Origin of the sequence: Bacillus sp. EKM501B, from assembly GCF_011800505.1 — a bacterium.
GTDB lineage: Bacteria > Bacillota > Bacilli > Bacillales > Bacillaceae_G > Bacillus_A > Bacillus_A cereus.
In genome coordinates, this window is sequence record NZ_JAALFZ010000001.1 from 665,609 (window position 1) to 680,760 (window position 15,152).

Below are 15,152 nucleotides of genomic sequence, written 5' to 3' on the forward strand. Positions count from 1 at the left end.
TTGGAAGGAAACTGAATGCCGCTTCTTGAATCTAAAAAGAAAAGAGAAAGACAGAGGAGGGACTTAATTGCTATGAATACCCCTGTTTCTGTAAACGAGAAGAAGGATTTTGTAAAATGGTTTTTGAATAATTACCAACTGAAACAGCGTGAATGTGTATGGATTCTGAATTATTTAATGAGTCACGACCAATTGATGCATAAAGTCCACTTCGTAGAGCATGCAAAATATTGTCCGCGTGGCTTAGTGATGTCAGCGAATTGTGTGAAAGACACACCGTTTCACTTTTTTAAACAAAATGTTATGACAACAGATGCTGAAAAATCGTTTCATGATATTCGTTTAAATCGAGATGAGGATATTTATATTCAACTCAACTTTAAATCATCGTTTCAAAATGCGAATTATGTAGCTGTATTAGAAGAAAACCCATATCTACCAAAGCATATTGAAGTAAATGAAAAAGATCGTTTACTTGCAGAAAGGTTTTTGGAAGAAAGTGTATTTTCGTTTAGGAGAGAACGCCTTTTGAAACAAATTGACGAAGCGTTAGATAAGCAAGATAAGGAAGCGTTTCATAGATTAACGGCAGAGTTAAAGACTTTATAGAATTTATTTGGATTAATTAATTTTTACAAATTTCAGACTTTTATAAAGAAAAACTACCTATATTGGGTAGTTTTTCTTTTTTTACCTCTTTTAGTGTGGTTTAATATATATAAAGTGAAAGTTCTGTCATTTGTAAGTGAAGGAGGGAAGGGATTTGAAGTGGATTGTAAAAGATGTAGAACAGTTTGAGCAAGCAAGAGAGTATGTTGATACAGGAGTAATACCGCTGTTATCAATTTCGGCAGCAAAAGAAATGAAAATGGTTGTAGAACAAGGTGAATTTATCGAATTGTTGAGCACGGAATTGGAAAGAGAGTATAAAGGAAGAGTGCTTTTACTGCCTGCGTTTACGTATTTGGTAGAAAGTCAAAAGAATGAAAAAGGTCGTTTGCAAGAATGGACAAATCATTTACGAAGTGAAGGTTTTAAGCATATTGCTTATGTTACAAGTGATTTTTCATGGAAAGAGGATATGCAAGAGTTACAGGGAGATTTATTTTGGTTTCCTTCATTAGCGTTAGAACAATTTAGTGATCAAGCAAAAAGAGAAGTTATTCATGCGCATATAAAAAATATAATGGTGATGTTGGAAGAGAAATGGGGAAACTCGCAATAAACAGAAAGTTCTTATTATTATGAGTAGTATGATATTGACCTGTGCATGAGCGTATTATATCATGATAGTGTCCTAGTTTTTATTTTTTATATAATTTATCACGAGGGGACAATTTCTGATAGAGGGGGGAAATTTTCGTGAGCGACAAAGAACATCGCGTGTCAAGAAGACAATTTTTAAATTACACACTCACAGGGGTAGGAGGCTTTATGGCTGCCGGTATTTTAATGCCGATGACGCGATTTGCGCTTGATCCGGTGTTAAGAAAAGAAGCGGGAACAGATATGGTTGCTGTTGCGCAAGTAAAGGATATTACAACAGAGCCGAAGCGTTTCGATTTTAAAGTGAAGCAGGTTGATGGTTGGTACAAGTCTGAAGAACCAAAATCGGCTTGGGTTCATAAAGATGAAAGCGGAGACATTGTTGCGTTCTCTCCAGTATGTAAACATTTAGGATGTACAGTTAACTGGAATTCGGACAAAGCACATCCGAATCAATTCTTTTGCCCATGTCACGGGGGGCGTTATACAAAAGATGGGATTAACATTAAAGGTACGCCACCCCTTGCTCCGCTTGATGTGTACGAGTCTAAAGTGAAAGATGGAACGCTGTATCTAGGAAAAGCGAAGCCAAGAGGGGGTGCAAAGTAGATGTTAAATAAAATTTATGATTGGGTGGATGAAAGATTGGATATTACACCAATATGGCGTGATATCGCTGATCATGAAGTACCTGAACATGTAAACCCGGCACATCACTTTTCTGCATTCGTCTATTGCTTTGGAGGACTTACCTTTTTCGTTACTGTAATTCAAATTTTATCTGGAATGTTTTTGACGATGTATTATGTGCCTGATATTAAAAATGCTTGGGAATCAGTTTACTATTTACAAAATGAAGTTGCTTATGGGCAAATTGTTCGTGGTATGCACCACTGGGGTGCTAGTCTCGTAATTGTAATGATGTTTTTACATACACTCAGAGTTTTCTTCCAAGGTGCGTATAAAAAGCCCCGTGAGTTAAACTGGATTGTTGGTGTTCTTATTTTCTTTGTTATGTTAGGTCTTGGTTTTACCGGATATTTATTGCCGTGGGATATGAAAGCTTTATTTGCTACAAAAGTAGGGATTCAAATTGCAGAGCAAACACCGCTCATTGGTCCTTATATTAAAACATTACTCGCTGGTCATTCCGAAATTGTTGGCGCTCAAACATTAACTCGCTTCTTTGCTATTCACGTCTTCTTCTTACCAGCAGCACTTCTAGGTTTAATGGCCTTCCACTTCATCATGATTCGCAAACAAGGTATTTCCGGTCCACTATAAGAGATTGCTAAATTAAAGGGGAAAGAACTAAAGGAGGGAGATTATGCATCGCGGCAAAGGGATGAAGTTTGTAGGAGATTCTCGGGTACCAGTAGCTCGGAAACCAAATATTCCAAAAGACTATTCTGAATACCCAGGGAAAACAGAAGCATTTTGGCCGAACTTCTTGTTAAAAGAATGGATGGTTGGTGCAGTTTTTTTAATCGGTTATTTATGTTTAACAGTGGCGCATCCGTCGCCGCTTGAGAGAATGGCGGACCCAACAGATGCTGGATATATACCACTTCCAGATTGGTATTTCTTATTCTTGTATCAGTTATTAAAGTATTCGTATGCTTCCGGTTCATTTACTGTAATTGGAGCATTTATTATGCCAGGGATTGCGTTTGGAGCATTACTGTTAGCTCCATTTCTTGATCGAGGTCCAGAAAGACGTCCATTGAAGCGTCCTGTGGCAACTGGATTTATGCTTTTAGCAATTGCATCGATTATCTTTTTAACTTGGGAATCTGTAGCACACCACGACTGGGAAGCTGCAAAAAAACAAGGAGCAATTGTAAAAACAGCGCCAGTTGATAAAAATGATGATGGCTATAAATTAATGCAAAAAAATACTTGTTTAACATGTCATGGTGACAATTTACAAGGCGGGGCAGCAGCACCGGCACTGCAAAACTTAACTTTAAAGCCAGAAGAAATTGCTAAAATTGCGAAAGAGGGAAAAGGTTCAATGCCTAAAGGTGTATTTAAAGGTACGGATGAGGAACTGAAGAAGCTTTCGGAATTCGTTGCAAAGTATAATAAAAAATAATAAAAAGCTGACTACAAAATTTGTAGTCAGCTTTTCTATTTAGTTGGATGAAGTTTGTTATAATAGAGTAGGATTTAATGAATGAATTACTTTGCTTGAAAGGTGTTGGACATACGGATTGGTGTACTTGTATGCAATGTTAAGACAACGCTCGGTATTATTATTTTTATTAATTGTTAACATATTAGGTACAATTTACGGATTTATATGGTACGGAAATCAATTGAAAGAAACGTCACCTATATTTTGGCCGTTTGTACCAGATAGTCCTATGGCGAGTCTCTTTTTTGTCTTTGTTTTAATTGCTTTTTTGGCAAAGAGAAACTGGGGATTAATAGAAGCGTTAGCGATTGTAACTTTAATAAAATATGGTATTTGGGCTGTTGTTGTAAACGGGATTATGATTTACGTAAAAGGGCCTATTGGCCTTATGGGCTACATGTTAATGCTTTCGCACTTTGCGATGGCAGTACAAGGATTTTTATATGCTCCATTCTATCGTATAAAAAAATGGCATTTTATAGTAGCAGCTGTGTGGACGTTGCATAACGATGCAATTGATTATTTATTTTGGCAAATGCCGCGATATGGAATTATGCATTTGTTTGTAGAGGAAATTGGTTATTTTACGTTTTGGTTAAGTATTGCTGTACTATGTATTACATATTATTGTTGCTTACGTGAGCAAAGGAAACAATTTTCTTTATGATGGTTAGAACATTTAGGGGGAGAACATGGAGAAAAATAAGAGTGGTACAAAAATACTGGATCGATTGATTACTTTAGTTGTTTCATATAGCATAGCATTTTCTATTTTTGCACTCGCAACAACGGCAGTTATCTATGGAAAATGGCTGTATTATTTTGAAATTGATTTTTTAAATATTCCTGATTTAGCGGATATGACGAAGGATGAAATTAAAAGAAATTACGATGTGCTTATTACATATTTATCCCCGTTTTATGACGGAGCATTACATTTGCCAACATTAGATATGTCCACAAATGGCCGTATTCATTTTGTAGATGTTAAAAATATTTTAGTAAAGATTCAATATGTGATGTATGCGACAATTATGATTGCAGTGATAGGCGGAATTTATTTATTAAAAAAGAAAAATGAAAAGTTTTTACTGCATGGATCGATTTTAACAATCATTTTTCCGATAGCGCTTATGTTACCAATTGCTATTAATTTTGAAAAGAGTTTTGTATTATTCCATAAACTTTTATTTAGTAATGATTATTGGGTTTTTGATCCTGAAAAAGATCCAATTATATTAATGTTACCAGAAGAGTTCTTTATGCATGCTGCGTGTGCTATTTTATTATTCATTTTAGGTGGTAGTATACTTTGTTACAGTTTATATCGATATTTCGTAAAAAAGAAAAGGATGTCACAGAAAAAATTCTCTGCTTAAAGAGAATTTTTTTCTTTGTAAAATGATAATATATTTTTCGGTCTAGTTCTGTTCTATTCTTGTCCAAATTAACATATTTTGTACTAGTAGTTATAGGGGGGACCGGGATGAAGAGAACATTAATTGGATTGATAGCATTTCTAATTATAATGTTTCCGTTACGTATATATGCTGAAGAGTGGAATGAGCTAACAGGGTTGTTAGACGACTCGTTACAGTTAGTGAAGCGTAATGAAGATGAAAAAGCGGTACAAGTATTACAACATTTCTCGGAGCAATTTTTAATAAAGGGGAATGAAAAGAAGCAGGAAGTAACACCAGATCAAGTTAGAGTTATTTCTTTAGCTTACGATAAGGCGCAACAATCGCTCTCTGAAGAAGGTTTAGGTAAGCAAGCTAAAATTGATAATGTGCTGGCATTACAACTTGCTGTTGATGCACAAGTATCGAAATATCAACCACTTTGGATGGAAAGAGAAAGGAAAGTAATGGATGCCTTTTCTCAAATGGAAAAAGCGATGGAAAAAGAAGATGCTGGGCAGTTTCAACAAACGTTAAATACGTTTTTAAATGAATTCAATATTATTTATCCAAGCTTAATGATTGCTTTGCCAGAAAACGAGGTTCAGCGTGTAAATGTTCATTTATCTTATTTAGATGAATTTCGTAACGTTATGTTAAAAACGAAAGGCGGCCAAATGCAATTAGGGATTATTAAAGGGGATTTGCAAAAGATATTTCACACAGTAAAAAAAGATGAAATTGCACCCTCTCTCATTTGGTTTATGACAATTACTGGGGGACTTATTTTCTTCACATTAACTTATGTTGGATGGAGAAAGTATAAAGGAGAGAGAGAAAAAAGAAAAAGTAATGTACATTCTAAAAATAGATAATGCAATAAATAAAGATATGGATTGTAAGGTTTATTCATTGACAATAGTGGCAGAAGAAAATAGAATGAGAAGTACTATAATTAAAACTTCAATGGAGGTTCATGATGTTTTATTTAATTTACTTCGCGATCATAATGATCATACCGTTGTATGCACAGTCAAGAGTACGTAGTGCCTATAGCAAGTATTCACAAGTTTATTCAACATCAGGTATGACAGGAGCGGAAGTGGCTCGAAAAATTTTAGATGAAAATGGATTATACAACGTAGCTGTAGAAGAAACACCAGGTCATTTATCAGACCATTATGATCCAACCGCTAAGACGGTTCGATTATCAACAGATAACTATTATGGACATTCAGTTGCTGGTACAGCAGTTGCAGCACACGAAGTAGGACACGCAATTCAAGATGCAAAAGATTATAAATTTATGCGCGTTCGTCATTCGTTAGTGCCAGTTGCAAACTTTGGTTCGAATATGTCTTGGATTTTCGTCCTAATCGGTATATTTGCACAAATGTCTGGTTTGTTGTTATTAGGTATCATTTTAATGGCAGCAGGTGTTGTGTTCCAGCTCGTTACATTGCCAGTTGAGTTTGATGCGTCAAAGCGCGCAATGCAACAAATTGAAGCGTTAGGTATTGTATCAACAGATGAATATGGGCAAGCTCGTAAAGTATTAAATGCGGCAGCATTAACATATGTAGCAGCTGCAGCTGTAGCGGTATTTGAATTATTACGTCTCGTATTAATGTATACTGGTATGCAGCGTAGCGACGACTAAAGACTATCAATTTTGATAGTCTTTTTTTGTTGTATGGATTGAATTATATAATGTATTGCAAATAGAAATAATAGAAGTAATGCGGAAAGGCGGTGGGGGGAAATGAAATATCCAGACCATTTAGTAAAACAAGTGCAAGAGCGCGGTGCTCCTTATCAACTAGAAGGTTTTTTGAGTGGACAAGGTCCTGAAAATCCCAAATTTATGTTGTTAGGAGAAGCGCCTGGTGAAACAGAAATTCATAATGGGATTCCGTTTAGCGGGAGGGCGGGAAAACAATTAATGGATTTTTTAGAGCGTATTGATGTTACAAGGGAAGAAGTATATATTACGAGCGCTGTTCGAAGTAGACCTTATAAATGGCGAGAGAAAAAAGAACGAAATGGTGAAATCATACAAAAAAAGTATAATAGAACGCCAAATCAGGGAGAAATAGTTGCCCATGCGCCTTTGTTAGATTATGAATTAGAGAAAATACATCCGAAGCTTATCGTCACGCTTGGAAATATCGGTCTTCAACGTTTAACAGGAAAAAATAAAAAAATCACAGATGTACACGGGCAATTATTAAAACAGCCTATTCAAAAATTAAAGGATATGCAAAGTGCAGAGTTTACATGGTCAGAGAAAGAATATCATGTTTTTCCGACTTTTCATCCAGCTTCCATTTTTTATAATCGGAGTTTATTGGAGCTTATTCATGAGGATTTTGAGAAGCTTAAAAGACTTGTAATAAAAAACTAGAAAAGCTAAGGCGCTTTTCTAGTTACATTTAATTATGTAAAGGGTTTTTATTTTCATCTAACGTAAATCCTTCACCAACTACATCATGTACATCACTTACAGCGACAAAAGCATGAGGATCTACAGAAGTAATGATATTCTTTAATTTCACGATTTCATTTTTAGCAACAACGCAATACAATACGTTACGTTCCACTTTTGTATACGATCCAACAGCTTTTAAAAAGGTTGCTCCGCGCTCCATTTCAGATAAAATTTTGGCAGCAATTTCATCGTTTTTCTCTGAGATAATAGTCGCTCCTTTGGCAGCATAAGCTCCTTCTTGCATAAAATCAATGACTTTAGCACCGATAAAAACAGCAACTAGCGTATACATGCCCTCGCGGTATGATAAATAGGTAAGAATAGAGACTACGATAACGACAGCATCAAACATAAACATTGTTTTCCCCATACTCCAGCCAACATATTTGTGAGCTAGTCGTGCGATAATATCTACACCGCCAGTAGTCCCGCCATATTTAAATATTATTCCAAGGCCGATACCGATAAATGCCCCGGCGAATAAAGCTGCGAGTGTCATATCATTTTGCAAGTTTAAATGTAAGTTGAGTACTTCGTAACGCTGGAAAATCCATAGAAATAAAGATACGCTAAAGGTGCCAATTAATGTATATAAAAATGTCGTTCTGCCAAGTAACCTCCAACCAATAAAAAATATAGGGATATTTAAAATTAAGTTTGAGTAGGAAGGATCAAACTTAAATAAAAAATACAATAATAGTGTAATACCAGTAAACCCACCCTCTGCAAGGTGGTTTTCAATATTGATATTGACAATACCGAAAGAAAATATAGCGGAACCGATTAAAATAAAAATAATATTTCGCATCTTCAATTTTGATGTCATATAGAAATCCCCCTAATTATGTAATGATTGCATTGCTCCGCTGAAACAGTAAAACATAATAATAAGTAATTTCTAGTTGCTAGTGAAAATAGTAAGAACTTGATTGATGTGGGCTGATCTTTTGTGAAAAGCACAAAAGAAGGTTTCACTTTATCCCGCTCTAACGGCTGATAGGAGATGAAGCAAAGAAGAGGGGCAAACCAGCCGTAGGAACTCGATTAGTTCAACTAATCTTTTGCAAAAAGCGCAAAAGAAGTTTCACTTTACCCCGTACCAACGGCTGGTAGGAGATAAAGCTCTGAAGAAAGGCGAACCAGCCGTAGGAACCCGATTAGTTCAACTAATCTTTTGCAAAAAAACACAAAAGAAGTTTCACTTTATTATAGTCTATCCAAAAATGGGTCGCAAATAGGTGTTTGGCGGGGAATAATATTTGTCAAATCGCGATGAATTGGCTAACATGAAAGAGGAAGGATTAGAGGTGAATAGTATGGAAGCAAAAACGATGAAAGATATGCAGAAAGAAGTAGATGCATATATTGGTCAGTTTAAAGAAGGTTATTTCAGTCCGCTTGCAATGATGGCTCGTTTAACGGAAGAAATGGGAGAGCTTGCAAGAGAGGTAAATCATTATTATGGTGAGAAACCGAAGAAAACAACTGAAAAAGAAAGAAGTATTGAAGAAGAGCTTGGAGATGTATTATTTGTTATGATTTGTATGGCAAATAGTTTAAATATTGATTTAGAGACAGCACATAACATTGTAATGAATAAATTTAATACACGTGATAAAGATCGCTGGACACGTATTGATGAGGGAGAGAAAGAATAATGAAAGAAATTAAAGTAATTATCGCCGGACCAAGAGGACGTATGGGACATGAAGCAGTTCTTCTTATGGAAAGAACGGAACATTTTAATTTAGTAGCAGCAGTGGATTATAAGCATGGTGGTGAGAAGATTTCTGATTTACCTGGCATGCCAGCATTACATGCACCGATTTACGCTGATTTACATACTTGTTTAGATGAAGTAGAAGCAGATGTGTTGTTAGATTTAACAACACCAGAAGTGGGGAAACAACACGTTACACTTGCAGTTGAGCGTGGACTTCGTTCGGTTATTGGTACAACTGGATTTACAGAAGAAGAATTGGCACGTTTAACAGAGAATGCAAAAGAAAAAGCAGTAGGAACAATTATTGCTCCAAACTTTGCAATTGGTGCAGTTCTTATGATGAAATTCTCACAAATGGCAGCGAAATATTTCCAAGATGTTGAGGTAATTGAATTACATCATGATCAAAAATTAGACGCACCATCTGGTACAGCTGTAAAAACGGTAGAGTTAATTCGTCAAAATCGTGAATCAAAGCAGCAAGGTCATCCAAATGAAGTAGAGCAACTAGCAGGTGCACGTGGTGCAAATGTAGACGGTATTCACATTCATAGTGTACGTTTGCCAGGGCTTATTGCACACCAAGAAGTAATGTTCGGTGGAGATGGACAAATGTTAACAGTTCGTCATGATTCATTCAATCGTGCATCATTTATGTCAGGTGTAAAACTATCAATTGAGACAGTAATGAACCTTGATCATCTTGTGTACGGTTTAGAAAATATTATCGACTAAAGGGGAGACAACGGATGAAAATTGCCTTAATCGCACATGACAAAAAGAAAAATGATATGGTTTCGTTTGCATACGCATATAAACCAATTTTTGAACAACATGAATTATTTGCAACAGGAACGACAGGGCTTCGTATTATGGAAGCGACTGGATTAGTTGTAACAAGATATCAATCTGGCCCTCTTGGTGGAGATCAAGAAATTGGTGCAATGATTGCAAAGAACGATTTAGATATGGTGATTTTCTTCCGCGATCCATTAACAGCACAGCCGCATGAACCGGATGTGAATGCATTGCTTCGTTTATGTGATGTATATGCGATTCCACTTGCAACGAATATGGCAAGTGCTGAAATGTTAATGCACGCATTAGAGCGAGGAGATTTAGATTATCGTAAGTTAAGAAAATGAGGGGAACAATTATGAGTGGATTACATATATTAGCGTTTGGTGCTCATGCCGATGATGTTGAAATCGGCATGGCTGGTACCATCGCTAAATATACAAAGCAAGGGTATGAAGTAGGTATTTGTGATTTAACAGAAGCTGATCTTTCTTCAAATGGAACGATAGAGTTGAGAAAAGAAGAAGCGAAGGTTGCAGCTCGTATAATGGGAGTAAAAACGAGGCTGAATTTAGCGATGCCAGACCGTGGTTTGTATATGAAAGAAGAGTATATACGTGAAATTGTCAAGGTGATCCGTACATATAAACCAAAACTAGTTTTTGCGCCGTACTATGAAGATCGCCATCCAGATCATGCAAATTGTGCAAAGCTTGTGGAAGAGGCTATTTTTTCAGCAGGAATCCGTAAATATATGCCGGAACTTTCACCACATCGTGTGGAGTCTTTTTATAATTATATGATTAATGGTTTTCATAAACCGAATTTTTGTATAGATATAAGTGAGTACCTCTCTATAAAGGTGGAAGCATTAGAAGCGTATGAAAGTCAGTTTTCAACAGGGAGTGATGGTGTTAAGACACCGTTAACAGAAGGTTACGTTGAAACTGTAATCGCTCGTGAGAAGATGTTTGGAAAAGAAGTTGGAGTCTTGTATGCCGAGGGATTTATGAGTAAGAAACCGGTTTTATTACATGCTGATTTATTAGGGGGATGTAAATGAAATTAAAAATAGGTATTACATGTTATCCTTCTGTAGGTGGTTCTGGAGTTGTTGGGACAGAATTAGGAAAGCAATTGGCGGAACGTGGGCATGAAATTCACTTTATCACATCGGGTTTACCATTCCGGTTAAATAAAGTATATCCAAACATTTATTTTCATGAAGTGACGGTAAATCAATACTCTGTATTTCAATATCCACCATACGATTTAGCGTTAGCAAGTAAAATGGCCGAGGTTGCACAAAGAGAAAACTTAGACATTTTACATGTGCATTACGCAATACCACATGCAATTTGTGCATATTTAGCAAAACAAATGATCGGAGAGCGTATTAAAATTGTTACAACCTTACATGGAACAGATATTACTGTGTTAGGTTCCGACCCTTCGTTAAATAATTTAATTCGTTTTGGTATTGAGCAATCGGATGTTGTCACTGCTGTCTCGCATTCATTAATTAACGAAACACATGAGCTTGTAAAACCAAGTAAAGAAATTCAAACGGTATATAACTTTATAGACGAACGTGTATATTTCAAGCGTAATATGTCTCAATTAAAGAAAGAATACGGTATAAGTGAGAGTGAAAAAGTACTTATTCATATTTCGAATTTCCGTAAAGTGAAACGTGTGCAGGATGTTGTTCAGGCATTTGCTAAAATTGTTAAAGAAGTAGATGCGAAGTTGCTTCTTGTTGGAGACGGACCAGAATTCTGTACGATTTTACAGATAGTGAAGAATTTACATATTGAAGATCGCGTTTTATTCCTAGGGAAGCAAGATAATGTTGCAGAACTACTTGCGATGAGTGATTTAATGTTGCTTCTATCAGAGAAGGAAAGTTTTGGTCTTGTTTTATTAGAAGCAATGGCGTGTGGTGTACCTTGTATCGGAACGCGGGTTGGAGGTATTCCAGAGGTTATTCAACACGGGGAAACAGGATATTTATGTGAAGTTGGCGATACAACAGGAGTGGCAAATCAAGCTATTCAGCTATTAAAGGACGAGGAACTTCACCGTAATATGGGAGAACGAGCAAGAGAAAGTGTTTATGAGCAATTTCGCTCAGAAAAAATTGTTTCACAATATGAAACGATTTACTATGACGTACTAAGGGATGACAAAAATGGAAAGATTTAAAAAAGCTAGTTCTATTATTGAGACATTAAAGCAACAAGGACATGAGGCTTACTTTGTTGGTGGGAGCGTACGAGATCTTATTATCGATAGGCCGATTGGAGATATTGATATTGCGACATCTGCTCTACCAGAAGAAGTGATGGCTATATTCCCAAGAAATGTTCCTGTTGGTCTTGAGCATGGAACTGTAATTGTTGTAGAAAATGGTGAGCCTTATGAGGTAACTACTTTTCGAACAGAAAGCGAATATGAAGATTTTCGAAGACCTAGTAGTGTTCAATTTGTTCGTTCATTAGAAGAGGATTTAAAACGTCGTGATTTCACGATGAATGCAATTGCTATGACAGAAGAAGGCAAAATGGTTGATTTATTTGCTGGACAGGAAGCCATTCAACAGAGAGAAATTGTGACAGTTGGAAATGCTGCGGATCGTTTTCAAGAAGATGCCCTGCGAATGATGCGTGGTATTCGGTTTGTAAGCACGTTAGGTTTTTCATTAGAAATGAAAACGAAGCAAGCGATTGAAACGCATGGGCATTTGCTAGAACATATAGCAATTGAGCGTATTACAGTAGAGTTTGAGAAACTGTTAACTGGTACATATTGTGTGAAAGGTCTCAAAGAATTAGTAGAGACGAAGCTATTTTCTCATTTGCCATATTTACAAATGTCAGAAGAGAGACTGTTAAAAGCTACGCAGTATAAATGGGATTCTTTCGAAACGGATATTGAGGCGTGGGCATTTTTCTTATATTGTATCGGAGAAGAACATCCATCTGTCTTTTTACGTCAATGGAAGTTTTCGAATAAAAAAATAAAAGATATTGTTGCAGTTTTATTGGCAATTCGTACTAGAAAGGAGAAGGATTGGGATACAGTCCTTCTTTATAAAACGGGAATTCATATCGCTGAAATGGCAGAGAGAGTATATGAAGCGATGATTGAAAGCTATGACCCTACATCTGTTGAACGAGTACAATTAATGTTTCATGCATTGCCAATCCAGGAACGTCAAGAAATGAATGTGACTGGTAATGATTTATTAAACTGGGCAAACAAAAAGCCTGGTCCGTGGGTTGCTGAAATGCTTCAGAAAATCGAAGAAGCAATCGTACAAGGAAACGTAGTTAATGAGAAAGAGCGTATAAGGGAGTGGCTGCAAGGATGCAATCTACTATAAGAAAGCAGTTATTGCAAGTTTTTTCTGAAGCGGATGGCGAGTTTGTATCCGGCCAAACAATTAGTGATAAACTTGGTTGTTCAAGAACTGCTGTGTGGAAACATATGGAGGATCTGCGGAGTGAGGGATATGAACTTGAAGCTGTGCGCCGATTAGGTTACCGAATTGCAAGTAAGCCAGACAAAGTGACTGCTAATGAAATTCAGTTAGGGCTACAAACGAAGCGGATTGGTAGAACAGTGTATTTTGAAGAAACTGTTGAATCAACGCAGCACATTGCAGCAAAACTTGCTTATGAAGGTGCAGAAGAAGGAACTGTCGTTGTAGCAGAAGAACAAACAGCGGGAAGAGGTCGTTTAAGCAGAAAATGGCATTCACCAAAAGGAACAGGGATTTGGATGAGTATTATTTTACGCCCGTCAATCCCAGTTCATCATGCACCGCAACTTACTTTGTTAGCGGCTGTTAGTGTTGCACAGGCAATTGAAAAATGTACAGGTGTAAACGTAGGAATAAAATGGCCAAATGATATTTTAATTCAAGGTAAAAAGGCTGTAGGTATATTAACAGAAATGCAAGCGGATCCTGATAAAATTAATGCTGTCATTATGGGCATCGGTATTAATGCGAATCAAAAGCAAGAACATTTTGATGAAGAAATTCAGCACATCGCTACTTCATTAGCGATTGAATCAGGTAAGCCGATTGTTCGTGCAGAACTTATGCAACAAATCTATTTACAACTAGAAAAATTATATGAAGAATATTTACAAAATGGTTTCTCTGTCATTAAAATTCTTTGGGAAAGTTACGCTGTGAGCATCGGGAAAGAAATTACCGCTCGAACGATGAGAGAGACAATTACGGGGTTAGCAAAAGGAATCACAGAGGATGGTGTATTACTTCTGGAGGATCATGAGGGGAAAGTACATCATATTCATTCTGCAGATATCGAAATTAAGTAAAAGAAGTTCCTCTTTTGGAACTTCTTTTTATTTCAATAGTTTTGAGTTGAATTTGTAACATGATAATAAATTCTTTTCATATTTAAAGTTCATTTCAAAATAGCTTCCGTCGAGTTGACCTGGCATGTTATTTGACGATTACTTTGCCTGTCATTCCTTTAAGAAGATGGTATCGACATATTAATTCATATGTACCAGTATTTTTAGGTTTCACGGTAATATTCTTTTCTTTTCCTGACTGGACTACGACGTCAATACCGAGTTTTTTCACTGTAAAGGTGTGCTCGTTTTTACCTTTATTTTTCAATAGTAATGTTGTTGATCCTTCAAGCGGAATCGTGATGACATTTGGATTAAAGTAATCATCATTTAGTTCAACCTCAATCACTTTCGTTAAATCGGTGGGTTGTGTTACGACATGAACTGAGGCAAATACTTGGGAGGATCCTAAAGACATCCACCATACAATCATTACAAGCAAACTGCTGAATCGAAATAACCACCTGTTCATAGACATCTGCAATTCTCCTTTGTTAAGTACTTTCCTCAATTAACCTGCATCATTAGTTTAAGAGTTATACTATATAGTTAAATTGATTACAGAAAAAATTAACTTGGACTTTTTTAACATGCGTTGAAAAAACATGTATCTTTTCAGGATTGAATTATCCATAAAAACTGTATAGCATATATACTCTCGTGTTAAATTTCATATACCGTAATAAGAATAAAAAATTATTTTTTCGAAAAAATGTAGTAATTCCTTTTTGTAGTTTGCTATAATTAGTTCGAATGTGGGCAGTATCAGAGCGAACTGCACCATGATTCGAAGTCATACGAAAAATAATAACTTGGATTCTGCCTTGATCCAATAACGGACTGGGACAGAGGGATGAATAATGCCGACTAACACACAACCCTTCTGCCCTTTTATGGCCAGAGGGGTTTTTTTATATGATTTCGGCCATCTCCTCTCTCCTGCATAAAGGA

General features: G+C 36.3%; 19 protein-coding genes. 17 read left to right on the top strand and 2 right to left on the bottom strand.

What is annotated here, in order from left to right; all coding sequences use genetic code 11:
• The first annotated feature begins 72 nt into the window (after positions 1 to 72).
• The 10 genes from HFD78_RS03520 (at position 73) to HFD78_RS03565 (ending at position 7,207) form a co-directional block, all read left to right on the top strand.
• Complete coding sequence (locus HFD78_RS03520) at positions 73 to 609, top strand: ReoY family proteolytic degradation factor (RefSeq protein WP_001095925.1); 537 nt, start codon at positions 73 to 75, stop codon at positions 607 to 609.
• 154 nt (positions 610 to 763) lie between these two features.
• Positions 764 to 1,225 carry a YpiF family protein gene (locus HFD78_RS03525; RefSeq protein ID WP_000871314.1) on the top strand — a complete coding sequence of 154 codons (462 nt, stop codon included), beginning with the start codon at positions 764 to 766 and terminating at the stop codon, positions 1,223 to 1,225.
• 137 nt (positions 1,226 to 1,362) lie between these two features.
• Entirely contained in the window at positions 1,363 to 1,875 is a 513-nt protein-coding gene (gene qcrA / locus HFD78_RS03530; RefSeq protein ID WP_001280593.1) for a menaquinol-cytochrome c reductase iron-sulfur subunit, read from the top strand.
• Positions 1,876 to 2,550, top strand: a complete 675-nt coding sequence (qcrB, locus tag HFD78_RS03535; RefSeq protein WP_000932700.1) for a menaquinol-cytochrome c reductase cytochrome b subunit — start codon at positions 1,876 to 1,878, stop codon at positions 2,548 to 2,550.
• A 43-nt stretch (positions 2,551 to 2,593) separates the two neighbouring features.
• A complete protein-coding gene (gene qcrC / locus HFD78_RS03540; RefSeq protein ID WP_000554603.1) occupies positions 2,594 to 3,361 on the top strand; it encodes a menaquinol-cytochrome c reductase cytochrome b/c subunit in 768 nt (255 codons plus the stop codon).
• Positions 3,362 to 3,479: 118 nt separating this feature from the next.
• On the top strand, positions 3,480 to 4,070 hold the full coding sequence (lhaT, locus tag HFD78_RS03545; RefSeq protein ID WP_025967075.1) for a lipoprotein heptaprenylglyceryl N-acetyltransferase LhaT: 591 nt from the start codon (positions 3,480 to 3,482) through the stop codon (positions 4,068 to 4,070).
• A 25-nt stretch (positions 4,071 to 4,095) separates the two neighbouring features.
• Positions 4,096 to 4,782, top strand: a complete 687-nt coding sequence (lit, locus tag HFD78_RS03550; RefSeq protein WP_000414369.1) for a lipoprotein intramolecular transacylase Lit — start codon at positions 4,096 to 4,098, stop codon at positions 4,780 to 4,782.
• Between the two features lie 107 nt (positions 4,783 to 4,889).
• On the top strand, positions 4,890 to 5,678 hold the full coding sequence (ypjB, locus tag HFD78_RS03555; RefSeq protein ID WP_000831583.1) for a sporulation protein YpjB: 789 nt from the start codon (positions 4,890 to 4,892) through the stop codon (positions 5,676 to 5,678).
• A 101-nt stretch (positions 5,679 to 5,779) separates the two neighbouring features.
• On the top strand, positions 5,780 to 6,463 hold the full coding sequence (locus HFD78_RS03560) for a zinc metallopeptidase (RefSeq protein WP_058839490.1): 684 nt from the start codon (positions 5,780 to 5,782) through the stop codon (positions 6,461 to 6,463).
• Between the two features lie 102 nt (positions 6,464 to 6,565).
• Positions 6,566 to 7,207, top strand: a complete 642-nt coding sequence (locus HFD78_RS03565) for a uracil-DNA glycosylase (RefSeq protein ID WP_000876867.1) — start codon at positions 6,566 to 6,568, stop codon at positions 7,205 to 7,207.
• A gap of 28 nt (positions 7,208 to 7,235) precedes the next feature.
• On the opposite strand, the gene HFD78_RS03570 is transcribed toward HFD78_RS03565, so the two are convergent.
• Positions 7,236 to 8,117, bottom strand: coding sequence for a YitT family protein (locus HFD78_RS03570; protein ID WP_000202121.1), 882 nt, complete (start codon positions 8,115 to 8,117; stop codon positions 7,236 to 7,238).
• Between the two features lie 490 nt (positions 8,118 to 8,607).
• On the opposite strand from HFD78_RS03570, the gene HFD78_RS03575 reads away from it, so the two are divergent.
• From HFD78_RS03575 to HFD78_RS03605, 7 genes are read left to right on the top strand one after another with little or no spacing between them, the layout of a single operon-like run.
• Positions 8,608 to 8,949: a nucleotide pyrophosphohydrolase gene (locus tag HFD78_RS03575; RefSeq protein ID WP_002108639.1), complete on the top strand. Its 342-nt coding sequence runs from the start codon at positions 8,608 to 8,610 to the stop codon at positions 8,947 to 8,949.
• Positions 8,949 to 9,749, top strand: coding sequence for a dihydrodipicolinate reductase (gene dapB / locus HFD78_RS03580; protein ID WP_000658810.1), 801 nt, complete (start codon positions 8,949 to 8,951; stop codon positions 9,747 to 9,749). The genes HFD78_RS03575 and dapB overlap by 1 nt, the downstream gene beginning before the upstream one ends.
• A gap of 14 nt (positions 9,750 to 9,763) precedes the next feature.
• Complete coding sequence (gene mgsA / locus HFD78_RS03585; protein WP_000684765.1) at positions 9,764 to 10,159, top strand: methylglyoxal synthase; 396 nt, start codon at positions 9,764 to 9,766, stop codon at positions 10,157 to 10,159.
• 11 nt (positions 10,160 to 10,170) lie between these two features.
• Complete coding sequence (gene bshB1 / locus HFD78_RS03590; protein WP_000015673.1) at positions 10,171 to 10,875, top strand: bacillithiol biosynthesis deacetylase BshB1; 705 nt, start codon at positions 10,171 to 10,173, stop codon at positions 10,873 to 10,875.
• Positions 10,872 to 12,017 (top strand): N-acetyl-alpha-D-glucosaminyl L-malate synthase BshA, encoded by a 1,146-nt coding sequence (bshA, locus tag HFD78_RS03595; RefSeq protein ID WP_000768305.1) that lies wholly within the window; start codon positions 10,872 to 10,874, stop codon positions 12,015 to 12,017. The genes bshB1 and bshA overlap by 4 nt, the downstream gene beginning before the upstream one ends.
• Positions 12,004 to 13,197 carry a CCA tRNA nucleotidyltransferase gene (locus HFD78_RS03600; RefSeq protein ID WP_000439316.1) on the top strand — a complete coding sequence of 398 codons (1,194 nt, stop codon included), beginning with the start codon at positions 12,004 to 12,006 and terminating at the stop codon, positions 13,195 to 13,197. The genes bshA and HFD78_RS03600 overlap by 14 nt, the downstream gene beginning before the upstream one ends.
• Positions 13,182 to 14,162 carry a biotin--[acetyl-CoA-carboxylase] ligase gene (locus HFD78_RS03605; protein WP_001192063.1) on the top strand — a complete coding sequence of 327 codons (981 nt, stop codon included), beginning with the start codon at positions 13,182 to 13,184 and terminating at the stop codon, positions 14,160 to 14,162. Before HFD78_RS03600 ends, HFD78_RS03605 begins: the two co-directional genes overlap by 16 nt.
• A gap of 127 nt (positions 14,163 to 14,289) precedes the next feature.
• Here the strand turns inward: HFD78_RS03605 and HFD78_RS03610 are convergent, their stop codons facing one another.
• Complete coding sequence (locus HFD78_RS03610) at positions 14,290 to 14,679, bottom strand: cupredoxin domain-containing protein (RefSeq protein ID WP_000062393.1); 390 nt, start codon at positions 14,677 to 14,679, stop codon at positions 14,290 to 14,292.
• Positions 14,680 to 15,152 lie beyond the last annotated feature (473 nt).

What these genes read in the sequence shown, in the direction of transcription:
- HFD78_RS03520 (WP_001095925.1), top strand. Translation starts at nt 73, where the DNA reads ATGAATACCCCTGTTTCTGTAAACGAGAAGAAGGATTTTGTAAAATGG.
- qcrB (WP_000932700.1), top strand. Translation starts at nt 1,876, where the DNA reads ATGTTAAATAAAATTTATGATTGGGTGGATGAAAGATTGGATATTACA.
- qcrC (WP_000554603.1), top strand. Translation starts at nt 2,594, where the DNA reads ATGCATCGCGGCAAAGGGATGAAGTTTGTAGGAGATTCTCGGGTACCA.
- lit (WP_000414369.1), top strand. Translation starts at nt 4,096, where the DNA reads ATGGAGAAAAATAAGAGTGGTACAAAAATACTGGATCGATTGATTACT.
- ypjB (WP_000831583.1), top strand. Translation starts at nt 4,890, where the DNA reads ATGAAGAGAACATTAATTGGATTGATAGCATTTCTAATTATAATGTTT.
- HFD78_RS03560 (WP_058839490.1), top strand. Translation starts at nt 5,780, where the DNA reads ATGATGTTTTATTTAATTTACTTCGCGATCATAATGATCATACCGTTG.
- HFD78_RS03565 (WP_000876867.1), top strand. Translation starts at nt 6,566, where the DNA reads ATGAAATATCCAGACCATTTAGTAAAACAAGTGCAAGAGCGCGGTGCT.
- HFD78_RS03570 (WP_000202121.1), bottom strand. Translation starts at nt 8,117, where the DNA reads ATGACATCAAAATTGAAGATGCGAAATATTATTTTTATTTTAATCGGT.
- HFD78_RS03575 (WP_002108639.1), top strand. Translation starts at nt 8,608, where the DNA reads ATGGAAGCAAAAACGATGAAAGATATGCAGAAAGAAGTAGATGCATAT.
- dapB (WP_000658810.1), top strand. Translation starts at nt 8,949, where the DNA reads ATGAAAGAAATTAAAGTAATTATCGCCGGACCAAGAGGACGTATGGGA.
- mgsA (WP_000684765.1), top strand. Translation starts at nt 9,764, where the DNA reads ATGAAAATTGCCTTAATCGCACATGACAAAAAGAAAAATGATATGGTT.
- bshB1 (WP_000015673.1), top strand. Translation starts at nt 10,171, where the DNA reads ATGAGTGGATTACATATATTAGCGTTTGGTGCTCATGCCGATGATGTT.
- bshA (WP_000768305.1), top strand. Translation starts at nt 10,872, where the DNA reads ATGAAATTAAAAATAGGTATTACATGTTATCCTTCTGTAGGTGGTTCT.
- HFD78_RS03600 (WP_000439316.1), top strand. Translation starts at nt 12,004, where the DNA reads ATGGAAAGATTTAAAAAAGCTAGTTCTATTATTGAGACATTAAAGCAA.
- HFD78_RS03605 (WP_001192063.1), top strand. Translation starts at nt 13,182, where the DNA reads ATGCAATCTACTATAAGAAAGCAGTTATTGCAAGTTTTTTCTGAAGCG.
- HFD78_RS03610 (WP_000062393.1), bottom strand. Translation starts at nt 14,679, where the DNA reads ATGTCTATGAACAGGTGGTTATTTCGATTCAGCAGTTTGCTTGTAATG.